At 66.9% G+C, this 20,820-nt stretch carries 18 protein-coding genes; 7 read left to right on the top strand and 11 right to left on the bottom strand.

Going from position 1 to position 20,820, the window contains the following annotated elements; genetic code table 11:
- Positions 1-4 precede the first annotated feature (4 nt).
- Genes QHG62_RS10495 through QHG62_RS10480 form a run of 4 tightly spaced genes read left to right on the top strand, consistent with a single transcriptional unit; the run spans position 5 to position 4,908 of the window.
- Positions 5-2,653 carry a DUF2169 family type VI secretion system accessory protein gene (locus tag QHG62_RS10495; protein WP_281150799.1) on the top strand — a complete coding sequence of 883 codons (2,649 nt, stop codon included), beginning with the start codon at positions 5-7 and terminating at the stop codon, positions 2,651-2,653.
- On the top strand, positions 2,650-3,762 hold the full coding sequence (locus tag QHG62_RS10490) for a pentapeptide repeat-containing protein (RefSeq protein WP_281150798.1): 1,113 nt from the start codon (positions 2,650-2,652) through the stop codon (positions 3,760-3,762). The genes QHG62_RS10495 and QHG62_RS10490 overlap by 4 nt, the downstream gene beginning before the upstream one ends.
- Complete coding sequence (locus QHG62_RS10485; protein WP_281150797.1) at positions 3,759-4,505, top strand: DUF3540 domain-containing protein; 747 nt, start codon at positions 3,759-3,761, stop codon at positions 4,503-4,505. The genes QHG62_RS10490 and QHG62_RS10485 overlap by 4 nt, the downstream gene beginning before the upstream one ends.
- 16 nt (positions 4,506-4,521) lie before the next feature.
- Positions 4,522-4,908, top strand: a complete 387-nt coding sequence (locus QHG62_RS10480; protein ID WP_281150796.1) for a DUF4150 domain-containing protein — start codon at positions 4,522-4,524, stop codon at positions 4,906-4,908.
- Between the two features lie 24 nt (positions 4,909-4,932).
- On the opposite strand, the gene QHG62_RS10475 is transcribed toward QHG62_RS10480, so the two are convergent.
- The 3 genes from QHG62_RS10475 to QHG62_RS10465 all read right to left on the bottom strand — a co-directional run bounded on the left by QHG62_RS10475 (position 4,933) and on the right by QHG62_RS10465 (position 9,495).
- Positions 4,933-5,916 (bottom strand): tripartite tricarboxylate transporter substrate binding protein, encoded by a 984-nt coding sequence (locus QHG62_RS10475; protein ID WP_281150795.1) that lies wholly within the window; start codon positions 5,914-5,916, stop codon positions 4,933-4,935.
- Positions 5,917-6,006: 90 nt separating this feature from the next.
- The gene (locus QHG62_RS10470) at positions 6,007-7,080 is read right to left on the bottom strand and encodes a patatin-like phospholipase family protein (protein ID WP_281151573.1); all 1,074 of its coding nucleotides are present in this window, start codon (positions 7,078-7,080) and stop codon (positions 6,007-6,009) included.
- 39 nt (positions 7,081-7,119) lie between these two features.
- Positions 7,120-9,495, bottom strand: a complete 2,376-nt coding sequence (locus QHG62_RS10465) for a Tex family protein (RefSeq protein ID WP_126746332.1) — start codon at positions 9,493-9,495, stop codon at positions 7,120-7,122.
- A gap of 131 nt (positions 9,496-9,626) precedes the next feature.
- On the opposite strand from QHG62_RS10465, the gene QHG62_RS10460 reads away from it, so the two are divergent.
- The 3 genes from QHG62_RS10460 (at position 9,627) to QHG62_RS10450 (ending at position 12,239) form a co-directional block, all read left to right on the top strand.
- Positions 9,627-10,175 carry a hypothetical protein gene (locus QHG62_RS10460; protein ID WP_281150794.1) on the top strand — a complete coding sequence of 183 codons (549 nt, stop codon included), beginning with the start codon at positions 9,627-9,629 and terminating at the stop codon, positions 10,173-10,175.
- Positions 10,176-10,242: 67 nt separating this feature from the next.
- A complete protein-coding gene (locus tag QHG62_RS10455; RefSeq protein WP_281150793.1) occupies positions 10,243-10,818 on the top strand; it encodes a DUF2239 family protein in 576 nt (191 codons plus the stop codon).
- Complete coding sequence (locus QHG62_RS10450) at positions 10,815-12,239, top strand: MATE family efflux transporter (protein ID WP_281150792.1); 1,425 nt, start codon at positions 10,815-10,817, stop codon at positions 12,237-12,239. Before QHG62_RS10455 ends, QHG62_RS10450 begins: the two co-directional genes overlap by 4 nt.
- A 15-nt stretch (positions 12,240-12,254) precedes the next feature.
- Here QHG62_RS10450 and QHG62_RS10445 read toward each other — a convergent pair whose 3' ends face one another.
- From QHG62_RS10445 to QHG62_RS10410, 8 genes are all read right to left on the bottom strand, one after another.
- Complete coding sequence (locus QHG62_RS10445; protein ID WP_281150791.1) at positions 12,255-12,731, bottom strand: VOC family protein; 477 nt, start codon at positions 12,729-12,731, stop codon at positions 12,255-12,257.
- A 98-nt stretch (positions 12,732-12,829) separates the two neighbouring features.
- Positions 12,830-14,449: an MFS transporter gene (locus QHG62_RS10440; protein WP_281150790.1), complete on the bottom strand. Its 1,620-nt coding sequence runs from the start codon at positions 14,447-14,449 to the stop codon at positions 12,830-12,832.
- 25 nt (positions 14,450-14,474) lie between these two features.
- Positions 14,475-15,107 carry a PqiC family protein gene (locus tag QHG62_RS10435; protein ID WP_281150789.1) on the bottom strand — a complete coding sequence of 211 codons (633 nt, stop codon included), beginning with the start codon at positions 15,105-15,107 and terminating at the stop codon, positions 14,475-14,477.
- Entirely contained in the window at positions 15,104-16,747 is a 1,644-nt protein-coding gene (locus tag QHG62_RS10430; protein WP_281150788.1) for an intermembrane transport protein PqiB, read from the bottom strand. The genes QHG62_RS10435 and QHG62_RS10430 overlap by 4 nt, the downstream gene beginning before the upstream one ends.
- Positions 16,744-17,454: a paraquat-inducible protein A gene (locus QHG62_RS10425; RefSeq protein WP_281151571.1), complete on the bottom strand. Its 711-nt coding sequence runs from the start codon at positions 17,452-17,454 to the stop codon at positions 16,744-16,746. The genes QHG62_RS10430 and QHG62_RS10425 overlap by 4 nt, the downstream gene beginning before the upstream one ends.
- Positions 17,454-18,086 (bottom strand): paraquat-inducible protein A, encoded by a 633-nt coding sequence (locus tag QHG62_RS10420; RefSeq protein ID WP_281150787.1) that lies wholly within the window; start codon positions 18,084-18,086, stop codon positions 17,454-17,456. The genes QHG62_RS10425 and QHG62_RS10420 overlap by 1 nt, the downstream gene beginning before the upstream one ends.
- A gap of 20 nt (positions 18,087-18,106) precedes the next feature.
- Complete coding sequence (locus tag QHG62_RS10415; protein ID WP_281151569.1) at positions 18,107-19,465, bottom strand: MFS transporter; 1,359 nt, start codon at positions 19,463-19,465, stop codon at positions 18,107-18,109.
- Positions 19,466-19,560: 95 nt separating this feature from the next.
- On the bottom strand, positions 19,561-20,784 hold the full coding sequence (locus QHG62_RS10410) for a multidrug effflux MFS transporter (protein ID WP_281150786.1): 1,224 nt from the start codon (positions 20,782-20,784) through the stop codon (positions 19,561-19,563).
- Positions 20,785-20,820: the final 36 nt, after the last annotated feature.

The raw sequence follows: 20,820 nt of genomic DNA, 5'->3' as shown, positions 1-20,820 counted from the left end.
CGCCGTGAAAACCATCAAGCCCCTGCGCCTGAGCGTCCTTACGCGACCCTTCCTGCGCGCGCAAAGCCAGCGTCTTGCACTCACCGTGATCGGCATGCACACCCTCGGCGAAGGGGGCGTGCTGCTGCCCGAGACGGAGCTCTGGAAAACCGTCTCTGCCGAACTGGGAAACCAGTCCGCAATCGATCTCGGCATTCCCAAGCTGCGGCCCGAATTCCTGGTGAGCGGCCAGGCCTACACCTGCCACCAGCAGGACAAGACGCGCTGCGCGGTCGACCTGCGCGTCGGCACCTTGCGACGCCAGTTCCTCGTTTCGGGCGACCGCTACTGGCTGGATGGCCGCGCCACCGAGCCGCAGGCTTTCGACACCATGCGCCTGGACTGGCGACATGCGTTCGGTGGCCCCGGCTTTGCCGCCAACCCCGCGGGCATCGGGTACGCACCCGAGATGGTCAATGGCCTGCTGGTGCAGCGGCTTCCCAATGTCGAACGCCCGGGCGATGGCATGGATCGCCCCGACCGCAGGCCGGTCCCGGCCTGCCCGGCTGCGATGGACGTCGATCTGCCCGAACGCCTGAAGCTGCTGGGAACGGACTACGGCGACCAGTGGCGCGAGACCCTCTACCCCGGTTTTGCGCGCGACATGGACTGGCAGTTCTTCAACGCCGCGGCTCCGGAACAACGCTGGAAAGACGAACTGTCCATTCCCGCAGCCGCCCCCTACGAGATCTGGAACATGCACCCAGAGCATGCGGTGCTGCGCGGACGGCTTCCGGATCTGCGCGCACGCGGCTTCGTGGCGAGAAAGTCTGCGCGGCCCCTTGCACTGGAAGAGGTGCCGCTGCGGCTGACCACCGCCTGGTTCTTCCCGGACATGGCGCAGGTCATGCTGATCTTTCACGGCGAGACGCTCATTGCCGAGGACGATGCCGCGGACATCACGCATGTCATGCCGGCAATGGAGGCGGCAGACAGCCCGCTGCGCCCCCTCTCCCACTACGAGAAGGTCTTCGAGAATCGCTGCAACCTGGAGAAAGGCGCGATCCATGCGCTGCTCGACGAGGAACTGCTGCCCGCCTCGGCCATCGGTCCCTGGCTGGACCAGATCGACGCGCGCGAATCGATCCTGGCAAGGAACATCAAGGACAAGGGCGAGCGCCTGCGTGCCGAGCTGACGGCGCGCGGACTGGAGGCCGGCCACAAGGCGCGCCATTTCCGGGAACGGCCCCTGCCGAAGCCTTTCGACAAGATGCCCACGCTGGCCGAGCTGCCCGAGTTCATCGACAACACACGCGCCTACCAGCGCGAACAGCAACGCAAGCTGGAGGAAGCCAGGCAGGAGGTCGCGAAGGCGGCCCGGGACAACGCATCCGAATCGCGCAAGGCGGGCTTCGACAGCAGCCGGATCACCGACGAGGAAAGCCGGAACGCGCAGCTCAAGGGCCCGCCGAAATTCGAGGCCGAGACAATCGTCAAGGGCCTGGCCGGCATCGCCGCGGCCACGGGCACCCCGGCCATGAGCGCCGCCGAGCACGCCGAGCTGCAGGCCCTCGGGCAGCGGGGCCGGCAGGACATGCTGACGCTGTACCGCATGGCGGCCCACCACCAGGCCGCTGCCGATCCGATGGCTGCCGAACAGAATGCGCAGACGCGCGAACGCGTGCTCGCCGCCATGGCCGCGGACCGCGATCTTTCCGCCATGGATCTGACGGGCTGCGACCTGTCGGGCCTCGATCTGCGGGGCGCCCGCATGCACCAGACCTTGCTCGAAGGCGCCCTCTTCCAGGGCACCCGCCTGGATGGCGCCGACTTGAGCCAATCGGTGCTGGTGCGCGCCGACCTGCGCCAGGCCTCGTTGACGGGCTGCAACCTGGAGCGTGCCAACCTCAGCCTCGCGCGCTGCGAAAACACCAACTTCGCGCAGGCCCGCTTCGAGCGCACGCAGATGGAGAAGCTGCGCCTCGACCGCTGCTGTCTCGACGAAGCGAGGTGGAGCCATCTGTTGCTGCAGGGAATCGAACTCGCGGATTGCAGCCTGCGGCGCGCCGACCTCCGCTACGTGAGCATGGCCGAGCACTGCCGGCTGGCGCGCTGCGACTTCGGCGAGGCTCGCTTGGAAAAGGTGCTGTTCGTGCAGGCCGAATTCGAGTCGGTGGATTTTTCCGGCGCCACCGTCGAAGCCTGCAGCTGGGCCCACACTCCATTGCACAAGGGCATCCGGTTTCGGCGTGCACTGCTCAAGACCACCAGCTTCGTCGGCACCACGGATCTTCGCGAGGCCGACTTCGAGGATGCCACGCTGGTGCATTGCACCCTGCGCGAGCTGCCTCTCGATGACGCGAACTTCAGGCGGGCTACGCTCGATACTTGCGATTTCTCCTCCGCGTCGCTCAAGGGCGCGGACCTGCGCGCGGCGGCGGCGCCCGACAGCCTCTTCATCCGCGCCGATTTCACGCGTGCCTCCCTGCGGCTCGCCAATCTCATGAATGCCAACCTTCAGAAGGCCTGCCTGGTCGGTGCCGACCTGGGCGAGGCCAACCTGTTCCGTGCCGATGTCTCCCAGATCCTCATCACCCCGGGCACGATCACCCTGGGTGCCCACATCGACCAGATGAAGACACTGCCCCGGCGCCCCGAGGCAAGCGGCGCGTGAACGCCGAGACACTGGCAGCCCAGGTCCGCAACGGCGAGCCGATACGCGAGAAGGACTTCAGCAACATGGACCTGAGAGGCATCGACCTGCGCGGCGGCGTGTTCAGCGAATGCAGCTTCCGGGGCGTTCAGGCCGATGCCGCGCGCCTGGGCGAATCGCTCTTCGAGAAATGCCGCTTCGACCAGGCGCAGTTGCCGGCGGCGGAGCTGACGCGCGCCGCCTTCCACGAGTGCAGCCTGCAGGATGCGGTGCTGGACGCGGCCTCCATGCCGCATTCGGTGTTCAGCGGCTGCAAGCTGTGGGGCATTCGGCTGGAAGAGGCCTTCATGGACCAGGCGAACTTGCATCAAAGCGAGCTGCGCAACGCCTGCCTGGACCGTGCCAGCCTCGACAAAGCCGTGTTCTCCGAGTGCGACTTGACGGGCGCGTCCTTCAATGCGGTGGCCTTCTCGTCGACCATCTTCTTTCGCGCAGCGCTGGCGGGCACGCGCTACGCCGGAGCCAGCTTCACGAACGCGATTTTCAGCAAGGCGGATCTTGCGGGGCAGGACTTCTCCGGGCAGCAGTTCCACCTCTGCCAGTTCATCGATGCGGCGCTGACGGCGTGCCGATTCCGCGACGCGCGCCTCACGCAGTGCAACTTCAAGGGTGCCGATCTGCGCAATGCGGTGTTGGCCGGGGCGCAGGCCATGCAGTGCCTGTTTCCCGAGGCGGACCTGCGCGGCGTCGATGCGCGGCGCGGTCATTTCCAGCAGAGCATCTGGGTCGACGCTCATCTCGACGGCGCAGACTTCTCGCAAGCGCAGCTCGAGCAGGGCGTCTTCCATCGCGCGCACTGCGGGCAGACCGCATTCGCCGGCAGCCGCCTGGACTACGCCGATTTTTCCTACGCCTCGCTGGTCCAGGCCGACTTCCGCGATGCCGCTTTCCTGCGCACCGTGTTTCATCGCGCCGATTTGGAGGGCGCCAGGTTCAGTACCCGCCTGGGTACGCTGGACCGGGACCCTGCGCTGCACGAAGCCGAGAAGGTGGCGCTGCAGCAACCCGAGCGCCCGTCTCGCCTGGACCGCGACATCCATGGCCGCCGCCCGAAGAAAGAAAGCCCATGACCTCCACCCGGACCATCACCCGGACCACCGCCGGCGACACGGTCGCCACTGCACGCCATGCAACGCAAGGCGTGCTGGATCCGCTCATGCAGCGCCCTTCACATGCGGCCCGCGCGGACTCGGGCACGCGGACCGCCACGGTGATCGCCAGCGATGGCGATCCCTGGTTCGAGGTCGACCTCGACGACGGCCAGGGACCGCTGCGCTGCCGGCGCGTCGCCAGCTGCCTGCTGCTGCCCGCGCCGGGCGATACGGTGCTGATCACCTCGACCCGCCAGGGCGACAGCTTCGTCATCGCGGTGGTCGTCCAGGCCGACCCGCGGCAGGCGACGCTGGCCGTGGACGGCGACCTGACGCTGGTGTCGCGCTCGGGCGGCATCCGCGCGCGCAGCGCCGGCCCGATAGCGCTGGAGTCGGACACCTCGGTCGAGATGCGGTCGCCCGAGTGGCGCGCGCAGGCCCAGCGGGCCCATTGCGAGATCGGGGAGATGGACTACCAGGGCGCCCGCATCCGCTTCAGCGTGCTGGTGTCGCGCTTCGTCGGGCGCACCTGCGAAGTGGTGCTGGATCGCCTCAACCTGCTCACCCGCTCGAGCTTCCGCCTGACCGAGGAGATGGAACAGGTGCGTGCCGGCCAGATCGACATCCAGGCAGAGCAGACCTTGCGCCTGCATTCGAAGAACACGCTGCTGACCAGCAAGGGGCTGGTCAAGGTAGATGCCGAGCAGATCCACATGGGCTGAAAAAAAGGAGCACCGCATGTTCGCCAACTGCCAGATGATGGGCCTCGATCTCGCCATCCCCGACGTCTGCAAGACGCCGCCGGCGCTGCCCATCCCTTACCCGAACTTCGCGCTCGGGCCTACGGCCATTCCCAATGCCTGGAACATCCTGTACGGCGGCACGCCGGCCCACAACCTGGCCACCGTCACGCCCATCACCAACGGCGACAACGCGGGCGTGCTGATGGGCGTGGTGTCGCAGACCGTGATGGGGCCTTCGCGCCACATCACGGGCGCTTTCACCGTACTGCTCAAGGGCACGCCCTGTACGCGCATGACCAGCCTGTCGGTGCAGAACCGCTGCAACATCGTGGGCATGCGGATCGTGCCGAGCCAGTTCAAGGTGCTGGTGCTGGCGGCCTGAGGCTTTCTTCGCTCGCCTGTTCCGCTATTCCGCCTTCACGCCGGCGGTGCGGATCACCTTCGCCCATTTCGTGGTTTCGGCCGCGATGAAGGCGTCGAACTCCTCCGGCGTGCTGCCCGCCGGAATCGTGCCCATGGCATCGAGCTTGGCGCGCGTTTCGTCGCTCTTGATCACGCGCGCCACCTCTTCCGACATGCGCTTGATGATGTCGCGCGGCGTGCCCGCTGGCGCCAGCATGCCGGCCCAGGTGCTGCCGGTGAAGCCGGCAAAGCCTTGTTCGATGAAGGTGGGCACATCGGGCGCGGCGGCCAGGCGCTTGTCGCCAGCCACGCCGATGAGCCGCACCTTCCCCGCCTTGGCCTGGTTGATGAGGCCCGTGGGCGCATCGAAGAACAGCTGGATCTGGCCGCCCATCAAATCCGTGAGCGCCGGCACCGCACCGCGGTACGGGATGTGGATCATGTAGGTCTGCGTGAGCGACTTCCACAGCTCGGTCGTCAGGTGCGCGGCCGATCCGTTGCCGGACGAACCGAAGCTCACCTTGCCCGGGTTGGCACGCGCGTAGTCGATGAGTTCGCGCGCGGTCTTGAACGGCGCATCGACGTTGACCGCCGCCAGCAGCGGCGACACGCCCATCAACGAAACACCGCTCAGGTCCTTTTTCGGGTCATACGGCAGTTTGGGGTACAGCGTGGTGTTGGCCGCATAGGCCGCAATGACAACGCCGAAGGTGGTGCCGTCGGGCGCGGCCTTGGCAATGGCATCGACGCCAATCAGGCTGTTGGCACCGGGCTTGTTGTCGACGAGCACCGGCTGTCCGAGCCGCGATTGCAGGCCCACCTGCACCAGCCGTGCCATCTGGTCGGTAAAGCCGCCCGGCGTGTACGGCACGATGATGCGGATCGGCTTGTTGGGCCAGGCGCTTTGCGCCAGCGCGGGCAACGGGATGGTTGCGGCTGCTGCGGCGGCAAGGGTGAATCGGCGGCGTGAAATCGGGGCCTGCTGCATGAGGGGCGGCTTTCTCTGAAAAGAGTGAACGGCCCATTCTCGAAGGCGCTGCGCGCCCGCAGCCTCAGGGTTTGCCCCGGCGATGCGTTTTCAGAGCGGCAGCAGGTCTTGCGTCCGGCCGGTTGAAAGCCACGCCTCGAACTCATCCGACAGCCGCTGCGCTTCGCGCGTCGCCCTGCCCCAGGCGCCGATGCGGGCCTGCGCGTCGTTTGCAAAACGGATGAAGTCCTTGCGATCGGGCAGCTTGCCGTTGGGCAGCGAGCGCACCCAGTCGGCGTCGGGTGCGAGCACCACCATGCGGTCGAGAAAGCCGGTGGACTTGTGCCGCCAGCGCAGGCCCTTGTCGAGCCAGCCCGGCACCACCGAGCGCTGGAAATGCGGATACAGCACGATGCCTTCGTCGGCCGGCTGGTAGTCCAGGTGCAGGTGATAGTCGGTAATGCCGCCGTCCCAGTAGGCGCCGCGTGGCGCGCCCGGAATGTCGTGCACGGCGGCAAGAAGGAACGGAATCGAGCACGATGCCTGCAGCACCATGTTGAAGTTCTCTTCGCTCAGCGCGTGCTGCCGCGTACGAAAGTCGTTGGTGCCGAAAGGCAGGGCCGCGCCGGGCGTGGAGAACACGCAGCGCTCCAGCCATGCGCCCAGGCTCTTGCGGTGCAGGCTGTTGGTGGCAAAGGCGCCCAGGTAGCCGAAGGGCGTGCGCGCCCTGCCCTCTCGCCCGAGGATGTGGCGGCCGCGCGAGGTCACCACATGGAGCTTGTAGCGCGAGTGGTTGAGCACCTCGCCGATGCGCCCGCCGTAGAACTCATGCAGGCTCTCGGCAAAGCGCGCGCTCAACTGGTCGGGGCTGAGCCGCTTCTGCCCTGGCGGCACTTCGAACTGCTGGCGCACATAGTCGTGCTCAAAGCGCTCGAAGGCCTTCTGCGGATCGGACAGGCAGGCCGTCGAAAGCCGCCACGCACCGATCGATGCGCCCACCAGGTGCACGGGCTGGCTCGACTGCGTGAGCCAGCGACCGAAGATGAAGCGGTCGAGCGGGCCGAGGATCAGCCCCTTGGGGCCGCCCGCGGCGCCGGGAATGGTGCGCACGTCCTGCGGGCGCAGGCCGTTCGCCTCGATGTGCTTGCGGGCCGCCGGGCCGGCATAGATGCGCAGTGCCTTCATCGTCATGCCGGCTGCCTCAGCAAGAACCGTGCGGCCGGTTTACTTGCGCAGCCCCTGCAGCTTGGCAAACGCGCTGGCCATCTGGCCCGCGGGCTGCGGCGCGCTGTCGCGGCGCGAACCCTGCTGCTGGCCGCGTCCCGCGCCTTCGAAGCGGTTGTCGCGCGGGCCGTCGCGGCGGGCTGGGGCCGCGTCGAGCTTCATGGAGAGCCCGATGCGCTTGCGTGCCACGTCCACTTCCATCACCTTGACCTTGACGATGTCGCCGGTCTTCACCACTTCGCGCGCATCGTTCACGAACTTGTGGCTCAGTTGGCTCACGTGCACCAGACCGTCCTGGTGCACGCCCAGATCGATGAAGGCGCCGAACTGCGCCACGTTGCTCACGGTGCCTTCGAGGATCATGCCTTCCTTCAGGTCGGCAATGTCGTCCACGCCGTCGTTGAAGCGCGCCACCTTGAAGTCGGGGCGCGGGTCGCGGCCGGGCTTTTCGAGTTCGCCGAGGATGTCCTTCACCGTGATGACGCCGAACTTCTCGTTGGCGAACAGCTCGGGCTTGAGCGTCTTGAGCATCTCGGCGCGGCCCATCAGTTCGGCGATCGGCTTGCCGGTCTTCACGATGATCTGTTCCACCACCGGATAGGTCTCAGGGTGCACGCCGGTAATGTCGAGCGGGTCTGCGCCGTCGCGAATCCGCAGAAAGCCGGCGCTCTGCTCGAAGGCCTTGGGGCCGAAGCCGGTCACGTCGAGCAGCTGCTTGCGCGTGGAGAACGCACCGTTCGATTCGCGCCAGCGCACCACGGCCTTGGCCACGCTGGCCGACAGGCCCGACACGCGGCTGAGCAGCGGCACGCTCGCGGTGTTGAGGTCCACGCCCACCGAGTTCACGCAGTCTTCCACCACGGCCTGCAGCGTGCGCGCCAGTTCGCTCTGGTTCACGTCGTGCTGATATTGGCCCACGCCGATGCTCTTGGGGTCGATCTTCACGAGTTCGGCCAGCGGGTCTTGCAGGCGGCGCGCAATGCTGGCGGCGCCGCGCAGGCTCACGTCCACATCGGGCATTTCCTGCGAGGCGAATTCGCTGGCCGAATAAACCGAAGCGCCGGCCTCGCTCACCACCACCTTGTCGACCTTCATCTCGGGTGCGCCGGCCTGGGCCGCCATCTTGGCGAGCAGCTTGATGAGGTCGGCGGCCAGCTTGTCGGTCTCGCGGCTGGCGGTGCCGTTGCCAATGGCGATCAGGTTCACGCCGTGCTTGGCGCACAGCTTGCCGAGCGTGTGCAGCGAGCCTTCCCAGTCCTTGCGCGGTTCGTGCGGGAACACGGTGGCGGTTTCAACCAGCTTGCCGGTCGCGTCGACCACGGCCACCTTTACGCCGGTGCGAATGCCCGGGTCCAGGCCCATCACCACGCGCGGGCCGGCGGGAGCGGCCAGCAGCAGGTCGCGCAGGTTGTCGGCAAACACCTTGATGGCGACCTTCTCGGCGTCTTCGCGCAGGCGGGTGAACAGGTCGCGCTCGGTCGAAAGCGCGAGCTTCACGCGCCAGGTCCAGGCGACGCACTTGCGGATCAGGTCGTCGGCCGGGCGGCCTGCGTGGCTCCAGCCCAGGTGCAGCGCGATCCGGCCTTCGGCGATGCTGGGCTTGCCCGGTTCGGGCTCCACCGGCAGCACCAGCTTGGCATCGAGGATGTCGAGCGCGCGGCCGCGAAACACGGCCAGCGCGCGGTGCGAAGGCACGCGGCCGATCGGCTCGTCATAGTCGAAGTAGTCGCGAAACTTGGCGACGTCGGCGTTGTTCTCGTCCTTGCCGGCCATCAGCGTCGACTTGAGCAGGCCCTCGGCCCACAGCCATTCGCGCAGGCCCTGCACCAGCGCCGCGTCTTCGGCCCAGCGCTCGGAAAGAATGTCGCGCACCCCGTCGAGCACGGCCGGCACGGTCGAGAAATCGGGGCCCGGCTTGCCGTCGTCGAGCGTGGTGGCGGGCTGCAGGAAGGCCTTGGCCTCCACTGCGGGGTCGAGCGTTGGATCGGCCAGCAGTTTGTCGGCCAGCGGCTCGATGCCGAATTCGCGCGCAATCTGGCCCTTGGTGCGGCGCTTCTGCTTGAACGGCAGGTACAGGTCTTCGAGCTCCTGCTTGGTCGGGGCGAATTCGATCGCGGCGCGCAGTTCGGGGGTGAGCTTGCCCTGCTCGTCGATGCTCTTGATGACCGCGGCGCGGCGGTCTTCGAGCTCGCGCAGGTAGGCCAGGCGCGCTTCAAGCTCGCGCAGCTGAATGTCGTCGAGGCCGTCGGTGACCTCCTTGCGGTATCGGGCAATGAACGGAACCGTGGCACCGCCATCGAGCAGTTCGATGGCCGCCTTCACCTGGTGCTCGCCTACCTTGATCTCGGCGGCAAGCTGGCGAATGATTTTCTGCATTTCTGGATGACGTCCCTGTCACGCACGGCCGGCTGGGCCGACGGTGCTTGGCGAATAAAGCGCTGAAGTTTGCCATAGGGCGGAAGGCGGCCATTCGGTGGACGCCGGCGGCAGGCCGCACAATCGCCCCGGTGCAAACCCCTCCTCCATCCGCTCCCCCGCCGGCCGGCCCTCGTCCCGCATCGGCGCTGCGAAAACTGCTGCGCACGCTGGTGGCCGTGCTGCTGGTGCCGGTGCTGCTGTTCGAGGAATGGGGTTGGGTGCCGCTGGCTGCCTTTGCCGCCCGGCTGGCGCGCCTGCCGCTTTGGGCCCGTGCGGAAAACTGGCTGCGCAATCTCCCGCCATGGGGCGCGCTGCCGGCGTTTTTCCTGCCCGTGCTGCTGCTGTTGCCGGTCAAGGTGCTGGCGCTCTACCTGTTCGGCCAAGGGCATTCGGCAAGCGCCGTCAGCTTGCTGGTCATCGCCAAGCTGGTAGGCACCGCGATCGTGGCGCGGATCTTCCAGCTGGTCGAAGCTGCGCTCATGCGCATTCCGCTGTTCGCCCGCTGGTACCCGCGCTGGAAAGCTTGGAAAGACCACGTGCTGACGCTTGTTCGCGAGAGCCGCCCCTGGCGCGTGGTGCGCGCCTTCAACTGGCGTGTACATCGCTTCTGGCGCCGGCTGCGCGGCCAAGCGTTCTGATATTTTTACCCGGGTATATTGCTTTTTTATCTTTTACCCGGATAAAATTAATGGCATGAACACCTCCATGCCAGCCTCAACAAGTCCAACAGCCCTGGCCAGCACCACCATTACCGCTTTTTCCGGTTTCCGGCGTATTGCAGGCGGCACCAGAAGCGAAGTCATCGCGCAACTGCGCCAGCTTCCTTACGCTGCCTCCGTGCTGCTTTTCGACGACTCGACCGGTGCACCGCTCGATCTCGACCTGCGCGAAGAAGCTGCACCCGCCGAACCCCAGACCCACGACGAAGCACCGCGCACTGTCGGCCGCCCCAAGCTCGGCGTGGTGGCACGCGAAGTCACCCTGCTGCCGCGCCACTGGGACTGGCTCGGCCGGCAGCCGGGCGGCGCCTCGGTTGCATTGCGGCGCCTCATTGACGACGCGCGCCGTGTGCACGCCGACCGCGACACCGTACGTGCCGCGCGCGAAGCTGCCTACCGCTTCATGACGGCCATTGCGGGCAATCTCAGCGGCTTCGAGGAAGCCACGCGCGCGCTGTTCGCGGGTGAATGCGAGCGCTTCGATGAACTGACTGCGCCATGGCCCGAAGACGTCAGGGCGCATCTGCAGAAGCTTTCCGCAGCCGCGTGGAGCGCCGCATGAGCACCACGCCAACCGCCACCACCGAAGTTCCCGCGGACAAGACCGGCCTGCGCGGCACACCCGTTGCTGCCGTCGGCGCGCCGCGAGCGCTCTGGAAGACCTTCTTGTTCTTCCTTGCGCCGATGCTGCTCAGCAACATCCTGCAGTCGCTGTCGGGCACCATCAACAATATCTACATCGGCCAGATGATCGGTGTCAGCGCCCTGGCGGCGGTGTCGAGCTTCTTTCCGGTGATGTTCTTCTTCATTGCTTTCGTCATCGGGCTGGGGGCCGGGGCTTCGGTGCTCATCGGCCAGGCCTGGGGCGCGCGAGACGTCGCCAAGGCCAAGGCCGTGGCGGGCACCACGCTGGCGGTCGGCATCCTGCTCGGGCTTGCCGTGGCGGTGTTCGGCGGCGCCTTCACCACGCCGCTGCTGGCACTGCTCGGCACGCCGCCTGACGTGCTGGCCGATTCCACGAGCTATGCCCGCATCATGCTGATTGCAATGCCGGGGCTGTTCGTCTTTCTGCTGTCCACCGCCATGCTGCGCGGTGTCGGCGACACGGTCACTCCGCTGCTCACGCTGATCATTTCCACCGTGACGGGTCTCATCGTCACGCCGGCGCTCATTCGCGGCTGGGGCGGCTTGCCGCAGCTCGGCGTTGCAAGCGGCGCCTGGGCCACGGTGGTGGCCTTCGTCATCGCCACCCTGTGGCTGGGCTGGCGCCTGCGCAGCCGCAACAGTCCGCTGGCACCCGACGCAGAGTTGATCCGCCACTTGCGCATCGACCCCAAGCTATTGAAGGCGGTGCTCAAGGTGGGCGTGCCCACGGGCGTGCAGATGATCGTGGTGGCGCTGGCTGAAATCGCCCTGCTCTCGCTGGTGAACGGCTATGGCTCCGGCGCCACCGCGGCGTATGGCGCGGTGAACCAGGTGGTGGCGTATGTGCAGTTTCCGGCCATCTCCATTGCAATCACCGCCTCGATCCTCGGCGCACAGGCCATCGGTGCGGGCCGCGCAGACCGGCTCGGCGCCATCGCCAAGACCGCGCTGCTCATGAACCTTGCGCTCACCGGCGGGCTGGTGCTGCTGGGCTACCTGTTCTCGCGCCATCTCATGGGCTTTTTCATTACCAGCGCGCCGGTGATCGAAATTGCGCAGACGCTGCTGCACATCATGCTGTGGAGCATGGTGATCTTCGGCATGGCCGCGGCCATCTCGGGGATCATGCGGGCCAGCGGCTCGGTGCTGGTGCCCACGGCCATCTCGATCCTCTGCCTCATCGGGATCGAGGTGCCGGTGGCCTGGTTCATGAGCCACCGCATCGGGCTCAACGGCATCTGGTATGCCTACCCCGTGACTTTCGGGGCGATGCTGCTGCTGCAGACGGCCTACTACCGGCTGGTGTGGCGCAAGAAGGCGATCCGGCGGCTGGTGTAGCAGCCGCGGCAGGGGTCACTCGCCGTCGAATGCCTTCTGCACAGTGGCGATGTCGAGCTTGATCATCTTCATCATCGCTTGCATTGCACGCGCGGCCTTGGCCGGGTCCTTGTCCTGGAACATGCGCAGGATGGGCATGGGTGCCACCTGCCACGACACGCCGTAGCGGTCGGTGAGCCAGCCGCACTGCACCGGCTGGCCGCCGCCTTCGAGCAGCTTGTCCCAGTAGTTGTCCACCTCGGCCTGCGTTTCGCACCGCACCAGCATCGAGATGGCCGGAGTGAACTTGTACTGCGGCCCGCCATTGAGCACCATGAACTCCTGCCCGTCGAGCTCGAACATCGCGGTGAGCAGCGAGCCCTTGAGGCTGGGGTTCTCGTCGCCCCAGAACTGCTTTTCGGTCAGGCGCGAATTCGGGAAGATGCTGGTGTAGAACTTCAACGCGTCTTCGCCGTTGCGGTCGAACCAGAGGCAGGGAACGATTTTCTGCATGGGAATCTCCTGGTTTTTTGATAATGAACCTGTAGGTTCAGTATCGGGGCGGTGCAAGGATCTTGTCAACCCGTGCAGCGCCTGTCAGAGCGAAGTCTTCATTGCGGCGAAGCGCCGGTCCGCTCCTGAGGAGCCGGCGCAGCCCCGCCCCCGCCAATCATCAGCCAGGCACTCAACGCACTGAACACCGCCAGCCCCGCGCTCAGCAGCATCACCCACCGAAAGCCCGCCACGAAGGATTCGGCCACGGCGCGCTTCAAGGCCGCGGCGGTGGCCGCATCGACGCCCGGCGGCAGCGCGGCGCCGGCCAGCTTGTTGCGCTCGCCCTCCAGAAACGCAGACACTTCCGCCGAGGCACCCATGCCGCGCAGGCTCTCGGCCAGCGTGCTGTCGAAAGCCCAGGCCATGACCAGGCCGAACACGGCAATGGCCAGCACCGCAGCTGCGCGCGACACTGCGTTGTTGACGCCCGAGGCCACGCCGGCCTGCTCGGGACCGACCGCGTTCATCACTGTGGTGGTGAGCGGCGCCACCGTCACGGTCATGCCGAAGCCCAGCACCACCACTGCCGGAAGAAAGCCGCTCCAATAGCTCGCTCCGACGCCGGGCACCGCGAACAGCGCAAAGCCGACGGCGGCAATCGAGGGGCCGATGACCAGCGGCAGCCGCGGGCCGAAACGGTCGACCAGCTGGCCCGCCCAGCCCGAGAGCGCAAACATGATGAGGATGAACGGCAGCAGCGCCGCGCCCGCCGCCGTGGCGGAGTAGCCCTGCACCTGAATGAGGTTGAGCGGAAAGAAATACAGGCTGCCGCCGAGCGCGGCATACAGCAGCAAGGTGAGCAGGTTGGCCCCGCTGAAGTTGCCGATCCGCAGCAGCGCAAGCGGGAGCATGGGCGTTTGCGCCCTGCGCTCCACGGCGATGAAACCCGCGCTGGCCGCAATGCCGATGCCCAAAGCTGCAAGCACGGCGGGCGAGTTCCAGTGCTGGGTAGGTGCCTCGATGAACGCGTAGACGATGCCGCCGAGCCCGGCGGTAGCCAGCAGCGCACCCAAAAAGTCGAGCCCGCCGCTTGCGGACGACCCACGGCTTTCGGGCACGTGCCGCCACACGATCCACAGCACCAGAAGCGCCATCGGCACATTGATGAAAAAGGCCCAGGCCCAAGAGAAATGGTCGACCAGAAAACCTCCGAGCACCGGCCCTGCAGCCGCGGTAATGCCGCTGAAGCCCGACCACACGCCGATGGCCTTGCCGCGCTCTTTTTCAGGAAAAGCCGCGCTGATGAGTGCCAGGCTGCCGGGCACCAGCAAGGCACCGCCAATGCCCTGAACCGCGCGCGCGGCAATCAACTGCTGCACGTTGGCCGCCAGCCCGCAAGCGACCGATGCAACGGCGAAGATGCCGACCCCAATCGCGAAGATGCGGCGCCGCCCGAAATGGTCGCCGAGCGCGCCGCCCACCAGCAGCAGCGCCGCAAGCAGCAAGGCATACGACTCGACGACCCATTGCGCCTGGAATGCGGTCGCCCGCAGGTCCGCCTGGATGGCCGGCAGCGCCACGTTGACGACCGTGCCGTCGATGAAGGCCATGCTGGAGCCCAAGATGGCAGCGGCCAGCACCCACGGTTTGGAAGCGTCGGGACAGACGCCATCCTGGGCCTTGGCGCCATGCAGGATCAAGGCGTTGTCGCAGGGTGCCTTGCCGATTTGCGCCATGGCGTTTGCTCCTGGCTATGGAATTTCAGGCCGGGCAAGCCGTCGCTGCAGGATTCGCCCTTGCCGCGCCCACACTGCGCGCAATGGCAGCAGCAGCCGCCGCCGTGATGCGTTGCGCACCCTGCGCCACCGCATCGATGCCGCCTGCCACGCCCTCGCCCACGTCGAGCTGGCACACCATGGTGCGGGTTTCATCGGAGCGCCGCAGCGTCCAGCTGAAGCCTGCGTCAACGCGCCCGCCATCGACGGCGTCGAACTGGCGCACCTGCACCGCAATGCGCCACACGGGTTGCGATGTTTGCCGGCCGCCCTTGGTTACGTCGAGCGCGCCCAGCCGGGCGGCAATGCCGCTCGCCAATGCGTCGCGCAGCTCGTTCTCGAACGATGCCGCCCAGCGGTGCTGCTCGAGCACATCGACCTGCACGCTGCCGTTGGCGCGCCCCACCACCATTTGGGGCCGTGCCAGCCGCTCGGGCACGGCCAGCGGCGCCAGTTCAATGTAGACCGGCGCGGCGGTGCCGATGGTCGACGGTGCGGCTTCGGCGGCCGGCACCGTGCTTGCCAGCGTGTAGTAGTTGTCGGGCTTGCTCGCGCAGCCCGCAAGCACCAACAGCGCTGCGGCCACGGCACCGGAAAGTAGCGGTTGTCTTTTCTTCATTTCTTGTCGTCCGGCTTGCCGCGCAGCAGCGACTCGGGGTGGCGCTCGAGGTAGTCGGTGAGCACGCGCACCGAGCCGGCGGCGCGGGTCAGTTCGCGCAGCGTCTGGCGCATGTCCTGCTGCAGCGGCGAATCGTCGGCCAGCGTGCGCTCGGCGTTGTTGACCGTCTTGCGCACGTCCTTCATGGCGGCGGCAAGCTCGGGCGTTACGTCGGTGTTGATGCGCGTCACGGCTTGCTCGGTGCTGGCGAGCGTCTTGTTCAGCGTGGTGAGCGTGGTTCGCAGGTCGGCCGCAATCTGTTCGTAGGGCACCTTGTTGAGCTTGCTCGCAATCTCCTGCACCTGCGACTGGATCTCGTCGAGGCTGTTGGCCATGGTGGGCAGCTCGATCGGGTTCTTCGTCACGTCGATCTTCGCCGGGGGCGCCTTCGGGAAAAAGTCGAGCGCGACGTACACCGAGCCGGTCAGCAGATTGCCGTTGCGCAACTGCGCGCGAAGGCCCTTCTCGGCCAAAAAGCGCAAGCGCTCCTGCTGCGTGGCGCGCGACTCGACACCAGTTTCACCGGCGCGGCGGCGCAGGCGGTCCGGGTAGACCTGCACCAGCACCGGCATGCGGAACTCCCGCTCGGCGCGATCGAACTCCACCCCAATAGACTTGACCTCGCCGATCACCACGCCGCGGAAGTCGACCGGCGCGCCCGGCGTGAGGCCGCGCAGCGACTGGTTGAAGTACATCAGCAGCGTCTGCGGCGGACCGTCGGGCTCCTTCATGGCCGTGGTTTCGTCTTCGGCAAGCGTGAAGGCCGTGTTTTCCTTGGCCAGCGGGCCCATGGCGTCGTCCGGCGCCTTGAAGGCAATGCCGCCCAGCAAGATGGTGGCAAGCGATTGGGTGCGCAGGGTAAAGCCGCTCGCGCTCAGCTGCGCATCGATGCCGCTCGCCTGCCAGAAGCGCGTGTTCACGCCCACGAACTTGTCGTACGGCGCGTTGACGAAGATGCGCAGCGTGACCCCGCGGCCGTCGCCGTCGAGTTCATAGGCGGCCACCTGGCCCACCTTGATGCGCCTGAAATACACGGGCGAGCCCACATCGAGCGAACCGATATCCGTGGCGCGCAGCAAGAACTGCTGGCCAGAGGCGTCGCGCGTGACGATGGGCGGCACTTCCAGGCCCTTGAACTCGCTCGCGGTTTCGGTCGATACGCCTGCGTCGGCGCCAATGTATGCGCCTGAAAGCAACGTGCCCAGGCCTGAAATGCCGGAGGTGTCGAGCCGCGGCCGCACCACCCAGAAGCGCGAATCCTCGGCGGTGAAGCTCTTGGCTTCGTTGTTCAACTGCACGATCACCCGTACGTGCGAGCGATCGCGCGCAAGCCGCAGGCTCTGCACGGTGCCGATCTGCACATCCTTGTACTTGACGGCTGTCTTTCCGGCTTCCAGGCCTTCGGCGGTGTCGAAGGTGAGCACGATCTCGGGCCCGCGCTCCATCAATATCTTGGCGATAAGCATCACGCCGACCAGCGCCGCAACGATGGGAATCAGCCAGATCAGCGAAGGCAGCCACTGGCGCCGCCGCACCACGCGCGGCGGCGGCAAGCCGGGCGGGGCCTGGTTGTCGTTCGGTTTGACTTCTTCTTCACTCATGCTGGCTTTTCTTCCCTGTTGTCGGGTGCGGGTTCATTTCGCTGCCGCTGGGCTTGCTGCTGCTCTTTGCTGTCCCATGTGAGCCTGGGGTCGAAGCTCAGCGAGGCCAGCATGGTGAGCACCACCACCGAGCCGAACGCCGCGATGCCCACGCCCGCGTTGATGACCGCAAAGCCCTGGATCTGCACCAGCCCGGTGAGCAGCGACACCACGAACACGTCGAGCATCGACCAGCGGCCGATGATCTCGACGATGTGATAGAGCTTGGCGCGCTCGGGCCTGCGCCAGTCGCTCGCGCGCTGTGCGAGCACCGCGAGCAGGATCAGTACCGTGAGCTTGAACAGCGGCACCAGGAAGCTCGCGATGAAGATGATGGCCGCCAGCCCGTAGGCGCCCGAGACCCAGAAATAGATCACACCGCTCAGGATGGTGTCGTACTGCGCGCCGAACAGCGTGCGCGTGATCATCACCGGCAGCAGGTTGGCCGGTATGTACATGATGCAGGCCGCAATCAGGAAGGCCCAGGTACGGCTCAGGCTGTAGGGCTTGCGCGTGTACAGGCGGGTGCCGCAGCGGCCACAAGGTTCTCCTTCGGCGGCATTGCGCCACACGGCGTCGCAATGCGGGCAGGCCACAAGGCCGAGCGAGGCCGCCGTGGCCACCGGGGCTTCGTCGCCGTCGTCATGCGGATGGAGAAAGGGGCCGATCACGCCGCATCCTCCTTTGGCTCGCCGGGCGGGCGAAAGGTCATTTCCCAGAAGGCGTTGGGATTGAACGAAAGCACCGCCGTGAGCAGGACCGTGAGCGCAACAAACGCCCAGAGCGCCGGCCCGGCCACCACGGTGGCCATGCTCGACAGCTTGACGATGGCCACCAGCACGCCCAGCAGGAATACCTCGATCATTCCCCAGGGCCGCAGCGTCTGCATGGCGCGCACCAGAATGGCAAAGCCGGCCGGCCGGTGCTCGCGCTGCAGCGGAACCAGCAGATAGCCCAATATGCAAAGCTGCAGCAGCGGAAAAAGAAGCGTGGTCGCCAGCACCAGCAACGCCACCGGCGACATGCCCTCCGTGCTCAGCACCACCACCGCGCCGACCAGGGTGGTTTCGCTGCGCAGGCCCTTCAGCTCGATCTCGACGATGGGAAACAGGTTGGCAATGGCAAACATGATGAGCGACGCCACCGTCAGCGGCAGGATGCGGCGCTGCTGGTCGCCGGCATGGCGGTAAAGCTCGGTACCGCAGCGGGCGCAGCGCGAAACCTCGCGCGGCGCGAGGGGCGCGCGGCTGAAGACCGCATCGCAGCCCGGGCAAACCACGGTTTCAGGTACTTCCGTCATGGGGCCGTACCCTACCCTATTCAGCCATGCTGTCCCGTCGTCTTTAGCCGCAGGGTGCTGAAAACCGCCGCCACGCCGGCGCAGCAGGCCGCCAGCACCAGGGCTACCACCGGCCCGTGGCCGCCATGCGGGCTCCAGACGCTGAACACGCCCGCCAGCACCACGGCGCCCAGCGTCTGGCCCGTGAGCCGCGCCGTGCCCAGCATGCCGCTGGCCGCGCCGCTGCGGTGCGCCGGCGGCGAGGTCACAATGGTGTGGTTGTTGGGCGACTGGAACAGGCCGAACCCCAGGCCGCACAGCGCCATGCGCCATGCAATGTCGGCATTGCCCGGCTGCGCCGGCAGCGCCGCAAGCAGCGCCAACCCGGCGGCAAGCAGGCCCAGCCCGATGCCGCCCAGGAGTCCGTCGGGATAGCGCCCGATCAGCCGGCCCGCCAGCGGCGCCATCACCACGATGGCCAGCGGCCAGGCGGTAATGAGCAAACCGGCCTCGATGTGGCTGCGGCCATATACGTCGAGCAGCAGGAACGGCAAGCCGATATAGGCCAGCATCTGCGCACAGAAAGCGGCCACCGAAGTGCCCATTGAAAGCGCGAACACCGGAATGCGCAGCAGGTCGATGGGGAAAAGCGGCACCGCCAGCGTTCGCTGCCGCCGCAGGTAGAAGAAACCGACCGCCAGGCCGGCCAGCAGGATGAGCCAGGCGGACGCGTGCGAACCGCCGGCTGCCGCCGCGCCGCCCTCGCGCACCCCCAGGTGGTCCACCCCCAGGAACACCAGCGAGAACATCAGCACGTTCAGCGCCACATCCACCGGCGAGAAGCGCAGCCCCGCGGCCGGCGCCACGCGGTTGAACGGCAGCGCCTTCATTCCCAGCGTGAAGACGAGCAATCCGAGCGGCACATTGATGGCAAAGAGCCACGGCCATGAAGCCACCGACAGGATGGCCGCCGCCACCGAGGGGCCTGCCACCGAAGATGTGGCAACCACCATCGAGTTGATCGCCATGCCCCGCCCCAGCAATGCCGAAGGAAAGGTCAGCCGCACCAGCGCCGCATTCACGCTCATGATGCCCGCCGCCCCCAGCCCTTGAAACGTGCGTGCGGCAATCAAGGTGCCGAGCGAATCGGCAAAAGTGGCGCCGATGGACGACACCGTGAACACCGCCATGCCCACCAGGTAGACGCGCCGGTAGCCCACCAGGTCGCCCAGCGACGCCAGCGGCAGCAGCATGACGAGCGTGGCAATCTGGTAGGCGTTGACCACCCATATCGCATGCGAGGGGCTGGCCTGGAGCTCGCGTGCGATGCCCGGCAACGCAAGGTTGACGATGGTGCCGTCGAGCACCGCCACCATGATGCCAAGGATGATGACCAGCATCGCGCGGCGGCGCGCGGGTTGCTCCAGCCCGTCGACGGGCTGCGCGGGCTCGTTGCTTTCTGGCGCCCGAGCCTCGGCGCCTGCGCGCGTGGTGTTCAAGCCTCTTGCGCTCCGTGTGCGTTACGCGTGGGCTGCGAAGGCACGCGCCCCAGCGTGAGCCAGGTCAGCACCAGCGCAATCAGCGCGCCGCCGGCCATGCCGGCCACCATGGGCAGCGGGCGCCCGTCGGTAAACAGGCCCACCACCGCCATGGCCAGCGCGCCGGTCAGCATCTGCAACGTACCGAGCAACGCCGAGGCCGTGCCGGCAATGGCGCCGTGCATTTCGAGCGCCAGCACGCCGGTGGTCGGAATCACCAGCCCCATGAAGCCCGAGGCAATGAAGTAGAGAACGACCAGCACCCAAAAGCTGTCGCCGCCCGTCGCAAAGCAGATGAACATGGCGACCATGGCCGTGCACGAGGCCACCACGCCAAACTTGACGAGGCCCACCAGCCCGAAGCGCTCGCCGAGCGAACCGGTGAACTGGGAGGCGCCGATGAAGGCCGCCGCGTTCACGCCGAAGGCCACGCTGTACATCGTGGGCGACAGGCCGTAGTGGTCGATCATCACGAACGACGAATTCGCCAGGTACGTGAAAAAGCCGGCCAGCGCAAAGCCGCCGATGAACACCAGCCCGAGGTAGTGCCAGTCGCGCAGCAGCAGCCAGTAGGCCGACAAGGCGCTGCCCAGGCTGCTTTCAACACGCTCTGACGGCGGCCGCGTTTCCTGCAGCTGCGCAACCATCATTGCAAGGCCGGCGGCAGCGGCAATGGTCACGGCCCAGAACACGCCGCGCCAGCCCGCCACCGCAATCACGGCGCTGCCCGCCAGCGGCGCGAGGATGGGCGACACGCTGAAAACCAGCATCAGCAGCGACATCAGCCGTGCCGCGTCGGTGCCGGTGTGCAGGTCGCGCACCACCGCGCGCGGAATCGCCATGCCCGCGGCAGCGCCCAGGCCCTGCACAAAGCGCAGCACGATCAGCGCCTGGATGTCGGTGGCCAGTGCGCAGCCGATGCTCGCAAGCGCGAACAGCACCAGCCCGGCATAGAGCGGCGGCTTGCGACCGACCATGTCCGAGACCGGCCCGTACAGCAGCTGGCCCGCACCCAGCGAGAGAAAAAATGCCGTAAGGCTCATTTGCACCGCGCCGATGTCGGCGTGCAGGCTTTGCCCGATCGCCGGCAGCGCGGGCAGGTACATGTCGATGGCGAAGGGGCCGATGGCGGAGAGCAGGCCCAGCAGCAGGGCCATCTTGAAGAAGGGAGAAGAACGCATTGGACGGATTGTCGCCAAGCCCGGCGAACGGTGCAG

Source organism: Variovorax paradoxus (genome assembly GCF_029919115.1).
Lineage (GTDB): Bacteria > Pseudomonadota > Gammaproteobacteria > Burkholderiales > Burkholderiaceae_C > Variovorax > Variovorax paradoxus_O.
The sequence above is the reverse complement of the archived record's forward strand: the minus strand, read 5'-3'. Positions and strand labels throughout refer to the sequence as shown.